Source organism: Actinoplanes sp. CA-142083, assembly GCF_050942195.1.
Lineage (GTDB): Bacteria > Actinomycetota > Actinomycetes > Mycobacteriales > Micromonosporaceae > Actinoplanes.
In genome coordinates this window covers 2,432,362-2,446,797 of the sequence record NZ_CP192076.1, presented here as the reverse complement: position 1 = coordinate 2,446,797, position 14,436 = coordinate 2,432,362, and the positions used below count along the sequence as shown (strand labels likewise).

Sequence of the window (14,436 nt, the reverse complement as noted above, 5' to 3'; positions counted from 1 at the left end):
CGGAACTGCCGGTGGCGCAGGGGCGTCAGCGGACCGGCGAACCGCATCAGCGACGCAGCTTCCCGGCCTCGGCCAGCTCGGTGATGACGTCGTTGAGCTGGTCCAGCTCGGCGTCCGAGTTGGCCGCCGTGACCTGGGCGCGGAAGCCGACCTGGTCGCGCGGCACCAGCGGGTACGCGGCGAGCGTGACGTAGATACCCCGGTCCCAGAGCAGCTTGCCGACCGCGTCGATGTCCTCGCCGGCGGCCAGCGGCAGCTCGATCACCGGCGTCGTCCCCGTGTTCGGGGTGAAGACGCCGAGGCCACGCACGTGGTCGAGGACCTTCATGGTCTTGCGGTACAGGTCGGCGCGGATGGCGTCGCCGCGCTTCTCGTTGACGTCGAAGCCGGCCATGACGGTGGCCAGCGACGCGGTCGGGGCCGGGCCGGAGTACAGGTACGGCGGGGCGGCGACCTTGAGGTGGTTCTTCAGCCAGGTGGGCAGGGCCAAGAACGCCAACAGCGACGAGTACGACTTGGAGAAGCCGCCCACGAGCACGATGTTGTCGTACGACTCGCCGCAGTACTTCACGATGGCGTTGCCCTTGATGCCGTACGGCGACATCTCGTTGGCGGCCCGCTCGCCGATCACGCCGAAGCCGTGCGCGTCGTCCACATAGAGCAGCGCGCCGAACTCGCGGGCGATCGCGGCGAACGCGGCGATGTCGGGCGCGTTGCCGGTCATGCTGTTCACGCCGTCCATGGCGATCACTTTGGGCACGCCGCCCGGCGCCGCGCGCAGCAGCTCACGCAGGTGCTCGTAGTCGTTGGCCCGGAACCGCTGCACCGTGGCGCCCAGACCGCGGGCGTACATGCTGCCGTCGTAGATGGTCTTGTGGGCCTGCGAGTCGAGGAAGATGTAGCCCTTGCCGGCCAGGATCGGCAGCACCGACATGTGGATGTGCGTGATGGTGGGCATCACCAGCGTGTCGGGGGCGTCGAGCAGCTCGGTCAGGCGCTCCTCGATCTGCGGGTAGATCGCCGGGTTGCCGAGCAGGCGCGACCAGCTCGGGTGGGTGCCCCAGCGCTTCACCTCGGGCTCGATGGCCGCCGCGATCTCGGGCTCCAGGTCGAAGCCGAGGTAGTTGCAGGAGGCGAAGTCGGACAGCCAGTGGTCGCCGACCCTGATGCGGCGGCCGTCGATCTCCTCGATGACGGCGTCGTACATGGGGTTGCCGCTGCGCAGCCGCTCCAGATCCGCCCAGCGACCTTCGCGCTGGACGAAATCGAGACCGGTAAGAGGCGCAAGAGACATGTGCTTCCTTCCAACTACTTACTTGGCGGGTTACTTGGCAGGGGTGCTGGTGGTGCTGGTGGTGCCGAGGCCGAGCCGGGCGCCGATCTCGTCGGCGGTGACCGGCTTGGAGAACAGGTAGCCCTGGCCGTACGGGCAGCCCATGGCGGCGAGCGCGTCGCGGTGGCCGTCGAGCTCGATGCCCTCGGCCACGACCTTGAGCTCGAGCGTGCGGGCGAGGCTGACGATGGTCTCCACGAGCGCCATCTGCTGGGCGCTGTGCAGGATGTCGTCGATGAAGGACTTGTCGATCTTGAGAACGTCGACCGGCATCTGGCTGAGGTAGCTCAGCGACGAGTAGCCGGTGCCGAAGTCGTCGATCGCGATGCGGATGCCCATGGCGCGCAGCTCGCGGAGGTCGGCCCAGACCTGGTCGGCGTCGTGCAGCACCAGGCTCTCGGTGATCTCCAGCAGCAGCCACTCGGGCCGGACGCCGGTCTCGGCGAGCACCTCGCGCACCTGGTCGACGAACCCGGGCGTACGGAACTGCCGCGCCGAGACGTTCACGCTGACGTACTTCAGCGAGGCCCCGCCCGGCGAGGCGCGCCAGCCGGCGAAGGTGCCCAGCGCCTCGCGCAGCACCCATCCCCCGATCGCGACCACCGAGCCGTTCTCCTCGGAGAGCTCGATGAACTCGTTCGGGCCGAGCAGGCCGCGCAGCGGGTGCTGCCAGCGCACCAGCGCCTCGAGCCCGATCATCTCGCCGGTGGGCAGGTCGACGATCGGCTGGTAGCGCAGCCGCATCTGGTCGCCCGGCACGGCCTCGACCAGCGCCGAGCGCATCTCGAGCCGGTGGATCATCTCCTGGTGCAGCTCGTCGCGGTACAGCCGCCAGGTGCGCTTGCCGTCGGTCTTCGCCACGTACATGGCCACGTCGGCCCGGCGCAGCAGCTCGGTGATCCCGTCCGCGTCGCCGCTGGTGGCGACGCCGACGCTGGCCGCGCCGCTGACCAGGTGCCGGCCGCCGGTGCCGTCGGTGACCTCGATCGGCTCGCTGAGCGCGACCACGATGCCCTCGGCGACCCGCTCGACCTCGTCCGGGTCGGTGATGTGCTCGATGAGCACCGCGAACTCGTCGCCGCCGGTGCGGGCCGCCATGTTCAGGCGCCCGGCCACCTCGGCGATCCGCCGGCCGACCGCGACCAGCAGCTGGTCGCCGGCGCCGTGCCCGAGCGTGTCGTTGACCTCCTTGAAGTCGTCGAGGTCGACGAAGAGGACACCCACCAGGCTGCGGGTGCTCTCGGCGGAGAGAGCCGCCTGCTCGAGCCGGTTCTGGAACAGCGAGCGGTTGGCGAGCCCGGTCAAGGAGTCGTGGTACGCCTGGTGCGCGAGGTCGTTCTCGAGGCGGCGCCGCTCGGTGACGTCCCGGATCGTGACGACCAGGCCGTCGACGGCCGGATCGTCACGCAGGTCGCGGCAGGTGACCTCGACCTGCAGCAGCAGGTCGTCGCCGGAGATCGCGTTCAGGTCGACACCGTCGCGGGAGCCCCGGCCGCTGGCGGCCTGCTCGAGCAGCGCCCGCAGGTCGGCGTGGTCGGTGCTCGCGAACAACCGGACCAGCGGGGTGCCGGTGAGGTCGGTGCGGCCGAAGACCGGCAGGGTGGACGGGCTCGCGTACCGGATCCGCTCGTCGTCGCCGACGATGAGGATGACGTCGGAGGCGCTCTGGATCAGCGCGCGGAAGTAGTCCTCGCTGCTGCGCCGGTTGATCTCCTCGGTCAGCGAGATCCGCTCGACCGCGAGCGTGCCCTGCGCCATCAAAGCCTCGAAGGACGGCTGCAGCGCGGTCAGCACGTGGTCGTCGGCGGCCAGGTACGCCCGGTTGCGGTGGGGCAGGGTGCCGTCGGGCGAGCCGATGACCGACTCGCCGTACAGGGCCGACTCGAAGTCCCCGAACTGGGCGGCGACGACGGCCGGCAGGTCGGCGACGGACGCCCAGCCGGTTCCCACCAGGCCGCTGGCCTCGCCCGGGTCGGCGACGCCGCGGACGTAGCAGAACCGGTAGTCCTCGCCCTCGGGCACCAGCGCGGCGACGGCCTGCCGGACCGCCTCGCCGGCTTCGGTCTCGCTGCTGGCCGCGACCAGGTTGGCCGCCGACATGCGCAGGGTCCGCTCGCGGGCGGTGTTCTCGCGCTGCGACTGGATGAGTCCGGCGACCCGGGCCATCACCAGCAGGAACATCGTGCCGGATGCGGTGGCGATCATGATGGCGTCCTCGACGCCGTCGGTGAGGTCTTCGATCACCAGCACGGCCGGGGCGATCAACGAGGCGATCGCCATGGCCGCGACCCGCCGGCCGCCGGCGACGCTCTGGGTGGCCGCGTCGCCGCCCGAGGTGAGCCGCCGCATCGACGGGTGCAGCGCGGCCAGGGCGAGCGCGGTGTAGAAGAAGATCCAGCCGGAGTCGGTCGGGCCGCCCACCTGCCAGGTGCCGTCGAGCTGGCGCAGGCCGTACACGACGTCGGTGGCGAGCAGCGCGGTCACACCGGCGGCAAGCGTGGTCAGCGCGACCGGTTTGCGGGAGCCGGCGGTGAGCAGGCGCAGCAGCATGGCCAGCGCCAGCACGTCGCCGAGCGGGTAGGAGGCCGAGGTCAGCTTCTCGAGCAGGCCCATGTTGTCGTCCCGCACGTACGGCGAGATCAGGAAGACCCAGGAGAGCAGGCCCAGGCCCGCCGTCGGCACCAGCGCGTCGAGCAGCGCCGCCCGGTTGTCCGCCCCCGACCGCGCCCGGATGAAGATCAGCAGCGCGACCGCGAGCATCGGGTAGACGAGCAGGTAGAACACGTCGGCCAGGGACGGGAACGGGTTCTGCCGACCCATGAAGTCGGTGAGAATGTTGTACGTGGTGTCACCGGCGGTGAAGCTCACCAGCACGGCCGACAACAGGTACCAGGGCAGGCGCTTCGACGGCCGGTGCACCTGCACACCGACGATCACCGCGAGGGCGGCGGAGAGCCCGATCGCGGCCCAGGTGAACATGCTGAACGCCGGGAAGGCGTAGAACAGCACGGTCAACGCCACGATCCAGGCGGCGAAGCACGACTGCAGGCGCGCGGGCGACATCCGTGCTCCGATCTGCGTGGCAGGGCCAGGTGGGTGTGGCCCTTCGCATCGGCAGTCGGTAACGCGGTGTTAGCTTCGGTGGGAAATTTCCGCTGAACGGATCAGCTCATCCGCCCCAGCGCGTGCCGGAATCGCGCGAGATCCCGCCGGCGCGATTCGAGCGTGGCGGCGACCACGACGAGCAGCAGACCGCCGGCCGCGAGCGGGATCCAGCGCGGAATCAGATCCCACACCAGCCCCACTTCGTGCAGCGCGACCACGGCGAGCGTCCCGGCCCCGGCCAGCAGCGGGGCGCGCAGCCGTGCCCTCGCGCCGACCAGCAGGATGGCGAGCGCGGCGATCCCCAGCAGCAGGCGGCGCAGATGCTCGCCGTCGTGCGTGAGCACCAGGACGAGACTGGGAAGCAACCCGACGATCAGCGCCGGGCCGTAGATGGCCCAGCTGGAAGTGTGGTCACGCCGGGCGACAAGGGTCACGGCAAGTGCCAGGCCGCTTGCGATGATCGTGTACGCCTCGAGCACGGCCCCCGCGGGCGCCGCCCCAGCCACCGCCATCAGCGTGACGACGAGCGGAGCCGCGGGGGCCAGCGCGGCGACCCGCACCGACGACGGCCCGGCGGCCGGGGCGAGACGGCCCCACAGCCCTGCAACGGCCACGCCGCGGTCAAATGACGGCCCCGCCGCGGCGTCCATCGCCAGGCCCTCGGCGCCAACGCGGCCAGACGATGGCCCCTCTTCGGTGGCGACGCCGCCCGATGGCCGGCTGGAGGCCAGCCCTGCCAAGGTGAGCGCCGCGGCGGTGGCGACCGCTACGGCTCGGAACTGAGCGGCGGTGGAGAGGTCGAGGGCGGCGGTGGTCGTCCACGCGATCGCGGGGATCGTGAGCAAGGCGATGAAGAGTCCGGCACCGGCCAGGGCAGCGTGCCGCGAGCGGACAGCCAGGGCCGTGCCGAACAGGGCGATCGTGGTCAGGACCGCTGCGGCCGTGCCCGGGCGGCCGAAGCCGGCGATCAAGGCGTGCGCGCTCAACAGGGCGGCGGTGACGAGCTGGCTCACGAGGGTGACCAGGGAGTCGGCGGTTGCCACGCGGACGACGGTGCCGGCCGTGCTCGGGGTCGCCGGGGAAGCCGCGGCGGACAGAGCGGCCGCGCGGGTGGCGGGAACGTGCAGAGCGGGAGCGGCGCGGCGGGCGGTCAGGTACAGGACGGCGGCCACGACGACCAGGTCGATGATCGGGCCGTTCCACCACGGGAGGCGGAGGCCGGCGGGGAGAGCCAAGGCGATCGCGGTCGCGCCGGCGAAGAGGGACGCGGGGCGCAGGCGGGGCGGGACGGTGCCGAACAGGGCGGCGGTGACCAGGGCCAGCGCGGCGGGGAGCTGCCAAGCGGGGCCGGGGACTGTGTGCTGCCAGGCCGCGTGGAAGAAGGGGGTCGCGGTCACGAGGGTGTTGAGGCCGGCGACCGCAGCGGGCGCGAAGGCGATCAGGGTGGCGATTGCGGCGAAGGCGTAAGCCGGTGAGAGGCGCCGGGCCGCGAGGTTGAGGGCGGCCAACGCGCCGAAGGTCAGCGACCAGCCGGCCAGACCCGGGTTAGCGGGGGCGACCAGCAGCGGGAGGGCCGGCTGGAAGGCGATCAGGGCCGCATAGCGTGGGGCGATCAGGCGGGTGAGTAGGGCGTAGGCGATGGCGATCGTGGCGGTGACGGTGAAGACGAGGCCGGCGTAGCGGGTGGGGGACATCGTGGTTACGTCGAGCAGGTTCACGTACCAGGCGGCGTACCCGTCAAGCAGCGTGAGCAGCAGTCCGACGGCGGCCATGGTTTCGGCGGTTGCCCTCAGGCCGCGCCTCAAGGCGAAGGGTGGCACGGCCAAGGCCGCGAAGGTCGCTACGGCCAGCAGGGTGGCGCGGCCGGCCATGCCGAACTGAGACCACGCCACGGCGGCGAAGACGATCGCGGCCGAACCCAGGAGGAGGCCGCCCAGGACGAAGAGAGTGGTTTGCACGCCGTTGCTGCGTTTTGGCGCCGCTGTGATGCGTACGCGTGCTGCTGCCGCATGCCGGCGCTGCCACGCCTGGTTGATGCGGATCTCCAGGTCGCGGACGACGTGCTGGGCGGTGGCCAGTTCGGCGATGAGGGCGCCGATCTCGGCGTCGGTGCGAATCACCTCGGCGGCGTCGTGGTCGGGACCACGGCCGCAGGACGGGCAGCCGGACTCCAGGGAAGCCGGGGCGCCGCAGTTGGGGCAGGGATACGTCACGTGGTTGATCCTTGTGGCGCGCGGCGGTACGGGACTGAGCACGGATACTCAGCGCGCACGTGCGCGCGACTCAGATCACCAGCGGTTGCGGGCCTCCTCGGCCCAGCCGGTGAGGCCGTCCAGGTCGACGCGGCCGCCGTCGTCGGTGGTGGCCCAGCCGGAGAAGTGGCCGAAGCACTGGTGGGTCTCGCTCGCCACGACGGCCAGGTTCGTGCGGGCCACGCGCTCGTGGAAGGGCTCGAAGCGGGCGTCGACGCGCTCGCCGTGGATGCGCCAGGGGCGTCGCCAGTTGCCGCGGTCGTACTCCCATGTCAGGTGCTCGCTGATCTTGTGGAGGCGGCCGTCGAGGAAGACGGCGTTCTCGGTCGAGGGGGTGCCGTCAGTCCAGCGGCCGCCCAGCTGGATCGCGCGGCCGGGGGCGGCGCCGGCGGCCCAGTTCCAGGAGGCGGAGTAGGGCCAGCGGCCGCGGCCGTGGTCGAGCACGGCGAAACCCTGGTCTACCGGGTGCTCGACGCCCGCTACGCGCAGCACGCCGTGCACCGGGCGGCCGAGGTCCTTGAGCGTGTACTGGAACAGGCGGGTGCTCCACGGGACTACGACACCCAGTGACTCGTGGTTCTCGACGGCGGGGACTACCAGATCGATCTCCACACCGCGGGAACGCGCCGTGATCGCCGTACGCGTCGGGCTCTGATCGATTTTGATCGTGAGGTTCTTGGCGTGCATCGCGACCTGGCCCTCGCCCGCTCGGGTGGGGAGCCGGACGGTGCGGTCCAGCGGGATGGTGGCGTCGACGCGGGTCTCGCGGCCGCTGACCCGGTCGAAGAGGTAGAGGCCGTGGACGCCGGCGTAGTCGAGCGACGAGACGACGAGGCCGAGGATGTGGGCGGGGGTGACGATGCCCCAGTACTCCCAGCGTTTGGTGCGGCCCCAGCCACGCAGGTTGGCGCGGTGCAGCGGGCGTCGCGTCCAGCCGACCGCGTCCGGGTTGAGACGGCCGCCGGGCAGGCACAAATCGACCGGTGTCCTTATCTCCCGCTCGTTGATCATGGCGGGCAGGCTATCCCAGACGCATGGAATCGATCGAGAGGGAAAAGCATCGGTCGATGGGCAGGAAATCGCTGACGCTCGCGCTCTGTGGCGGGTATTTCCTGGTGTTGCTCGACGTCACCGTGGTGAATGTGGCGCTTCCGTCGATCGGGGCGGGTCTTGGGGCTTCCTCGTCGGGGCTTGCCTGGGTGGTGGACGCCTATACCGTGCCTTTGGCGGCTCTCTTGCTCGCTGCTGGTGCCGTGGGTGACCGCCTTGGCCACCGCACTGTGGTGCTGTCCGGATTTATCGGATTTTTCGTAGCGTCGGTGATTTGTGCGGTGGCCTGGGCCGTGCCGGTGTTGATCGCCGGGCGGGCGCTGCAGGGGGTGTCGGCGGCGCTGATGTTGCCGGGGACGCTCGCGCTGCTGAGCTCGGCGGCGCCTTCCGACCAGGCCCGCGCTCGGGTGGTGGGGCTGTGGGCGGCCGTGGGTGGGTGTGCGCTGCCGGCCGGGCCGTTCATCGGCGGGTTGCTGGTGCAGGGCGTGGGGTGGCGGGCCGTCTTCTGGCTCAACGTGCCGGTGATCTTGCTGGCGCTCCTTCCGGTGCTGCGGCCGGCTCAGTCGGCGGCCGGCGGGCGGGGCGAACGGCTTGGGGTGGGGGCCGGCGGGCGGGGCGAACGGCTTGGGGTGGGGGCCGGCGGGCGGGTCGACTGGCTCGGGGCGGGGGTGCTGGCGATGACGCTGGGGGTTCTCGTGACCGCGATCATCGAGCGGGCGCCACTCCTTCTTCTGGTGGCCGTCGTCGGGGCGGTCGTGCTCCGGGTGGTCGAGCGGCGGGCCGATCCGCCGCTGCTGACCGTGTCCTCCCCCGCGCGGTGGCCGCTCGCCGCCGCGTGTGGCGTGGCCGGCCTGATGAATTTCTGCGTGCTCGGGTCGCTGTTCTTGCTGACCCAGCTCTTCCAGGACGTGCACGGGCTCTCGCCGCTGATCGCTGGGCTGCTTCTGCTGCCGGGGATGCTGCCGTTGCCGTTGTTGGGCGCTCCTGCTGGGCGGCTCGTGCACCAGATCGGCGCTTGGCGCACCTCGGCGTTGGGACTGGGGTTGGCGGCGGTGGGGTTCGTGGGCATTGCTTTCTCGGTCGGCCGGCCCGTTTACCCGATGCTGCTGGTGGCGCTGGCGGTGTGGGGGGCGGGTTTGGGCGTGCTGACCCCGGCGATCGTGACGGCCGCGATGCGTACGGTTCCGTCCGCGCCGGGCATCGCGTCGGGCGCCAGCAACACGGCGCGGCAGACGGGTGGCGCGCTGGGGGTGGCGTTGTTCGCGGCGATCGCTGGGAGCGCGGCCGCGAGCGGATTTGCCCGGCACGCGATGTGGTTGTTCGCGGCCGGCGCGGTGGTTTTCGCGGCGGAGGCGGTTTTCGGCGCGGTTTACGAGGGTGCACCGGTCCCGGCCGGTGCGCCGGCTCAGCGTTGATGAGTTGCCGCAAGCTCCGAAACGCCACCTCATCATCGATGACTTGCTGCGCACCCCGAACGCCACCTCATCATCGATGAGCTGCTGCGCGAGCCAAGCGGCAAGTCATCAAGGGTGAGGTGCTGCGCGTGCTGCGCGGCAAGTCATCAATGGTTAAGTGCTGCGGCTGGGGTGGGGAGGCGTTTGATCAGGCGGCGGATGACGAGCAGCGGGATGAGGCCGAAGACGCCGAAGGACATGTCGATCAGCAGCCACCACCAGGGCAAGTGGCGGATCGGGCCGGCGATCAGGGCCAGCGGGATGATCGCGAGGCAGCAGATCATGCCCCACTCGACGACCCAGATGTTGCGGACCGGGTCGCGCCATGGGCCCCAGAAGGCCGCGGCGATCACGAGATGCGCGAAGGCGAGCCAGTCCGTCCCGTACGCGATGAAGGGAAACTCACGGCCCGTCACCTGCAGTCCCAGCGCGACCCGGTCGATCCACGCGACGAGCGGGCCGGGCGCCGGAACGTGGTGCAGCACCGAAGCCAGCAAGCGGGTCTCGGCGACCAGGGGAAACGCGGTCAGGCCGCTGATCGCCAGGCCGATCACGAAGACAACCAGCCAGATCCGGATCGCTTTCATGATCAAGACCTTAGGAAATGCGGGGCCGCCGGAGCGACCCCGCACACCGGAACTGCACAAACTCAGCCGATTTTGATCACCTTGGCGACGCTCGGCACGCCCTTGGCGTTCATGGCGAACAGCATCCAGTAGCCCGGCAACGCCACCCCGGCGTCCGACGGGATTGTCAGCTGATAACCGCCGCTGACCGCCGTGGGGGTTAGGGACAGCCGCCGCTGGTCCGTGTCGACCGTGTGCGTCGCCGTACCCATCCTGATGATCGCGAAAGACGAGACGGCGCTGTCGGTCTTGATGGTGATCTTGCCGCCGTTGGCGGCGGTCGTGGGGGCCGTCGTGATGACCGGCCGGACCGCGTCGGAGCCGTCCGGGTTGAGCAGGTACGGCGGCGTGAACACCTGGCCGTCGAAGTGGTTGGTGTCGCAGCCGGTGCCGCACAGCCCGCCGCCGCCGGTGAAGACCCGGCCGTCCGGCATCAGCAGCGCGACGCTGTGGTAGTTACGCGGCACGGTCGCCGATGCCAGCGCGGTGAACTTCTCCGTCTTCGGATCCCACAGCTCGGTGGTGAAGACCGAGGTGTTGTCCGAGAACGGCACCGCGTAGTTCTGCCCGCCGAAGACCGCGACCGTTCCGTCCGGCAACGGCACCGCGTTCGCGAACGACCGCGTATTCGCCATCGGCGCGACCTTCTTCGTCGTGACCGCCTTGTTCACGCCGTTGATGGTGATCACGTACGCGTTCGCGGTGGCTTGACTCTGCTCGTAGCTCGGCGACCCGCCCAGCGCCAGGATCTTGCCGGTGTCGTACATGACCGCGTCGCCGTTCATCTGGTCGGGCGCGTCGCCACGGGTGCCGGCGGACGTCGTCGTGCCGGTGCCGGTCGTGCCGTACCAGTTCATCTTCTTCGAGGGGCCGGCCTGCAGCACCGACCCGCCGGTCCAGGCGAACAGCCAGGCGTGGTTGTCCTTGCGGTAGTCGCCGTTCGGGTCGGCGTCGGCGGTCAGCATCTTGGTGACGTCGGTGCCGGGCAGCGAGATCCAGCCCTTGGTCGCCGACCACACCTCGCCGTTCTTGCGCGGGGTGCCGTTGACGCCGCCGTACCCGCCGCTCCACGAGCCGCCGATGGTGAAGACGCGCCCGTCGGACAGGGTGGTGCTGGCCTGGTAGCCGCGCGGCGTGTTCATGTTCGGGCCGCGGGTCCACGCGTCGGTCTTCGGGTCGTAGATGCTGGTCTTCTCGCTGTCGTTGCCGCCGGTCACCAGGATCCGGCCGTCGGGCAGCGTGGAGATGCCGGGGCAGAACATGTCGTGGTCGGTGGTCGTGATGGTCCGCTGGGTGACTACGCCGGTCGCCGGGTCGTAGGTTGCCGTGACGGTCTGGCCGTAGCCGCCGACGTAGTCGTCGGGCTGGAACGCCGACCAGGTCAGGATCTTGCCGTTGGGCAGCTGGGCGGCGGCCACCGGCACCAGCGGGAAGCCGATGGGGGCGCTGAAGCTGCCGCGGCCGGCGACGACGCTTCCGGTCGGCGCGAGCACGTTGATCTCGGCGGCGGTGCTCCACGGGCCGCGGTCGTCGGCTTCGGTGAGGGCGGTCAGCCGCACGTATCGGGCATTTGCCGCAGGGAACACCACGGTCTGGAGCGCGACGGTATCCGGGAACGCCGACGACGCCCTTACAGTCCAGTTTGTCCCATCAGTTGAGGTTGAAACCTGATATTTTCCGATGTGTCCGTTCCACGAATCGGCGGGGCGCGGCAGGTAGGTTAAGCCGCCGACCGACTGCGACTTCTTCATGTCGATGGTCAGCGTGTGCGGCAGGGCGGCCGGCGGATTCGAGCTCCAAGCGCTGTGCCACAACGTCGAAGGGTCGCCGTCGAGGACGTACGCGGCCTTGTCGTCCTCTTCCGCGGTCTCCTCGCTGTCGGCCTTGGCCGTCCAGCCGGTGCGCGACAGCGACGGATCGGTGCGGCCCAGCACGTTGATCTCGGCGGCGCTGCTCCACGGCCCGCGGTTGCCGGCCTCGCTGAGCGCTACCAGCCGCACGAACCGGGCGATCTGCGGCGCGAAGGTCGTCGACTGCACGGCCGAGCTGTCGGAGAACGTGCCGCTCGCCACCGGCTCGCTCCACGCCTCACCGTCCGATGACGTGAAAACCTGATATTTCCCGATGTGCCCGTTCAGGGAGTCCGCCGGGCGCGGCAGGTAGCTGAGGCCCGAGACCAGGTAGGTCTTCTTCATGTCGACGGTCAGCGTGTGCGGCAGATCCGGCTCCGCGTCACTGTACGACGTGTGCCAGATCGAGGCGGTGTTCCCGTCGAGCACGTTCTGCGCCCGCCCGTCCTCGCCCGCGGTCTCCTCACTGTCCGCCTCGGCGGTCCAGCCCGTCCGCGGCAGCGCCGGGTCGGTCCCGCCCAGCAGGTTGATCTCCGCCGCGGCCGACTTGGTGTTGCGGCCGCCGGCCTCGCTGAGCGCCCGCAGCCGCACGAACCGCGTGACGACCGTGCCGATCGCGACGTTCTTGAGCGTGGCGTCGTCCGCGAACGTGCCGGTCGCCACCGGCTTGCTCCACGTCGTGCCGTCGTCGCTGACCAGCACCTCGTAGCGCCCGATCCGCCCGTTCGCCGAGTCCGACGGCGGCAAATAGGTCAGGCCGCTCAGCGCGATCCGGTTGTGGGTGTCGATCGTGAGCATGTGCGGCAGCGCGGTCGCCGTGGTCCGCCACAGCGTCGTCGCGTCGCCATCCAGCACGTTCGCGGCCTGCGCGCTGTTGTTGTCGGCGGTGATCGTCCACCCGGTCGTCGGCAGCGGCGCGGCCTGGGTGACGGCGACCGGAATCGCCTTGGGCATGATGTGCCCCGCGTGCGGATCGGCAGCGGCCGCCGTCGTTCCGTCAGATTGCTGGTGCAGCGCGATCGCCGTACCCACCAGCACACACATCACCGCGGTTGCCGCCAACCGCGGCCGCCACATGTTCCGACCTCGCACCCGACCCCCAAGATTAATCCTGGCGGCCATTCAACCTGCTGTGATCACTCTCTGTGAACAATCGAACGGGCGGTTCGGCTCCGGCCGAAGCGTGGGTGTCATTCACAGCAGTCACACAAGGTGACTAGATCACCGTGAAGGTCAGCGTCGTGGTGTACGTGCCCGGCAGCGTCGTGGTCGGGACGTCCAAAGTCAGGTGCGCGCCCAGCCGTGCGGTCCCGTTGCTGTAGCCGGCCGCCGCCTGTGCCAGCGTGGCCGGCTGATCGAGGCCCGTCACCCGCGGCCCCGCCGTCACCCGCTGCACCGGCATCTGCTCGACCACCGACGGCGTCCACCCCAGATGCGCCGCCGCGATGTGCTGCGACGCCGCGCCGGTGAGATCGATGAAGTCGGTGGCCTGCGCGCTGACCGACCAGCCCGGGTTGCCGGCCCGGAGGTCCGCCACGGTCAGCGTCCGGATGTCCCCGCTCGTGACCAGCTTCTCCCCGTCCGGGGTGAGCACCGGCGTGGGCAGCACGACGTCGCCCGGCTCGACCGAGAGGAACAGCGCGCCCGGCTGCACCGTCGTCGTGATCTGCTCGCAGACGTCGCAGTTCGACGGGTACGGCGCCGACCCGATGATCGCGGCGGCCACGTCCGCGCACATGAAGGGGTCGGGCACGTCCGCGCCCGGCACCTTTCCGAGCCGCTCGAGCGCGAGCCGGGACAGGTCAGGCGGCAGCACGCCGTAGCCCAGCAGGGGGGCGATCCGCTGGCCCTCGCAGACGCCGTGCGCCGCGAACTGCGTCAGCGTCCGGCCCTCCTCGGCGGTGATGTCCGAGGTCGGCACGACCATGCTCGTGTACGAGACCAGCGGATAGGCCCGCGGATCGGAGCTGCCGCCCTCGCGCAGCCCGATCCCGATGGCGGCGGCGGTCGGCGCGGTGAAGTACCCGGCCACGTTGCGGACCTTCGCCGTCGGCTGGTGCGCCACGAAGGCGTACGAGAATGGGGTGTATGTGATCGTCCCCTCGATCTGCGCGACGACGCCGACGACCGCGCTTGCCCCGGCCTGCCCCACGAACTCGCCGTCCGGGTTCGGGAAGACCGTGCGGGAGCCACATCCCGGGCAGAACGTGTTCCACCGGTCCCGATAGCGCTCGGCCAGCCAGCCGGTGAACATGGCCGAGGTCCCGTTGGCGTCCGACCGCACCACCGGGATGACCCGGGTGCTGGGCAGCGCCAAGCCGGGGTTGTCCTCCCGGATCGCCGGATCGTTCCACGCGGTGATCGCGCCGGTGAAGATGCCCGCGAGCGTCTCGCCCGACAGCCGCAGACTCGTGACCCGGTTCCCGCCGACGGTCAGGTGATAGATGAACGACGCGTCCTGCGCGACGAGAGGCACGTATTCGAACGGCCGGGCCGGCGGCGTTTCGTACGGGAAATCGACGACCGCGAAATCGACCAGCTTGGCCCGGAATTGCTCCTGCCCGTTGAGCGTGCCCGTCCCCGCATAGTTGACATGCAGGCCGGTGGATTGCACGTCGGCGGTCCACTGCAGGATCGCGTTCTCGGCAAACGTCGACCCGGCCCCGCTGACCGGCGCACTCGCGGCGAACGCCGGACTGTCCCCGAAGATCAGCACGCCGCACAGCACCGCGGCGATCATTCCCCGTACCCGCATGACGCGTGAGC

General features: G+C 70.5%; 8 protein-coding genes. 1 reads left to right on the top strand and 7 read right to left on the bottom strand.

What is annotated here, in order from left to right; translation table 11 throughout:
* Positions 1 to 46: 46 nt before the first annotated feature.
* The 4 genes from ACQPZX_RS11535 to ACQPZX_RS11520 all read right to left on the bottom strand — a co-directional run bounded on the left by ACQPZX_RS11535 (position 47) and on the right by ACQPZX_RS11520 (position 7,701).
* Positions 47 to 1,294 (bottom strand): aminotransferase class I/II-fold pyridoxal phosphate-dependent enzyme, encoded by a 1,248-nt coding sequence (locus ACQPZX_RS11535; protein WP_433378358.1) that lies wholly within the window; start codon positions 1,292 to 1,294, stop codon positions 47 to 49.
* A 30-nt stretch (positions 1,295 to 1,324) separates the two neighbouring features.
* The gene (locus ACQPZX_RS11530; RefSeq protein WP_433378355.1) at positions 1,325 to 4,396 is read right to left on the bottom strand and encodes a putative bifunctional diguanylate cyclase/phosphodiesterase; all 3,072 of its coding nucleotides are present in this window, start codon (positions 4,394 to 4,396) and stop codon (positions 1,325 to 1,327) included.
* A gap of 101 nt (positions 4,397 to 4,497) precedes the next feature.
* Positions 4,498 to 6,651, bottom strand: a complete 2,154-nt coding sequence (locus ACQPZX_RS11525; protein ID WP_433378353.1) for an SCO7613 C-terminal domain-containing membrane protein — start codon at positions 6,649 to 6,651, stop codon at positions 4,498 to 4,500.
* Between the two features lie 75 nt (positions 6,652 to 6,726).
* Positions 6,727 to 7,701, bottom strand: coding sequence for a DUF2804 domain-containing protein (locus tag ACQPZX_RS11520; RefSeq protein WP_433378350.1), 975 nt, complete (start codon positions 7,699 to 7,701; stop codon positions 6,727 to 6,729).
* A 23-nt stretch (positions 7,702 to 7,724) separates the two neighbouring features.
* Between ACQPZX_RS11520 and ACQPZX_RS11515 the strand changes: the two genes are divergently transcribed.
* The gene (locus tag ACQPZX_RS11515) at positions 7,725 to 9,155 is read left to right on the top strand and encodes an MFS transporter (protein ID WP_433378348.1); all 1,431 of its coding nucleotides are present in this window, start codon (positions 7,725 to 7,727) and stop codon (positions 9,153 to 9,155) included.
* A 146-nt stretch (positions 9,156 to 9,301) separates the two neighbouring features.
* On the opposite strand, the gene ACQPZX_RS11510 is transcribed toward ACQPZX_RS11515, so the two are convergent.
* The 3 genes from ACQPZX_RS11510 to ACQPZX_RS11500 form a co-directional block, all read right to left on the bottom strand.
* Positions 9,302 to 9,781: a hypothetical protein gene (locus ACQPZX_RS11510; protein WP_433378345.1), complete on the bottom strand. Its 480-nt coding sequence runs from the start codon at positions 9,779 to 9,781 to the stop codon at positions 9,302 to 9,304.
* Positions 9,782 to 9,843: 62 nt separating this feature from the next.
* Positions 9,844 to 12,747: a discoidin domain-containing protein gene (locus ACQPZX_RS11505; protein ID WP_433378342.1), complete on the bottom strand. Its 2,904-nt coding sequence runs from the start codon at positions 12,745 to 12,747 to the stop codon at positions 9,844 to 9,846.
* Between the two features lie 139 nt (positions 12,748 to 12,886).
* Positions 12,887 to 14,425: a phosphate ABC transporter substrate-binding protein PstS gene (locus ACQPZX_RS11500; RefSeq protein WP_433378339.1), complete on the bottom strand. Its 1,539-nt coding sequence runs from the start codon at positions 14,423 to 14,425 to the stop codon at positions 12,887 to 12,889.
* Positions 14,426 to 14,436 lie beyond the last annotated feature (11 nt).

Bases quoted from the DNA above. Each gene is read 5' to 3' on its own strand.
- ACQPZX_RS11535 (WP_433378358.1), bottom strand. From the start codon at position 1,294: ATGTCTCTTGCGCCTCTTACCGGTCTCGATTTCGTCCAGCGCGAAGGT.
- ACQPZX_RS11530 (WP_433378355.1), bottom strand. From the start codon at position 4,396: ATGTCGCCCGCGCGCCTGCAGTCGTGCTTCGCCGCCTGGATCGTGGCG.
- ACQPZX_RS11520 (WP_433378350.1), bottom strand. From the start codon at position 7,701: ATGATCAACGAGCGGGAGATAAGGACACCGGTCGATTTGTGCCTGCCC.
- ACQPZX_RS11515 (WP_433378348.1), top strand. From the start codon at position 7,725: ATGGAATCGATCGAGAGGGAAAAGCATCGGTCGATGGGCAGGAAATCG.
- ACQPZX_RS11510 (WP_433378345.1), bottom strand. From the start codon at position 9,781: ATGAAAGCGATCCGGATCTGGCTGGTTGTCTTCGTGATCGGCCTGGCG.
- ACQPZX_RS11505 (WP_433378342.1), bottom strand. From the start codon at position 12,747: ATGTGGCGGCCGCGGTTGGCGGCAACCGCGGTGATGTGTGTGCTGGTG.
- ACQPZX_RS11500 (WP_433378339.1), bottom strand. From the start codon at position 14,425: ATGCGGGTACGGGGAATGATCGCCGCGGTGCTGTGCGGCGTGCTGATC.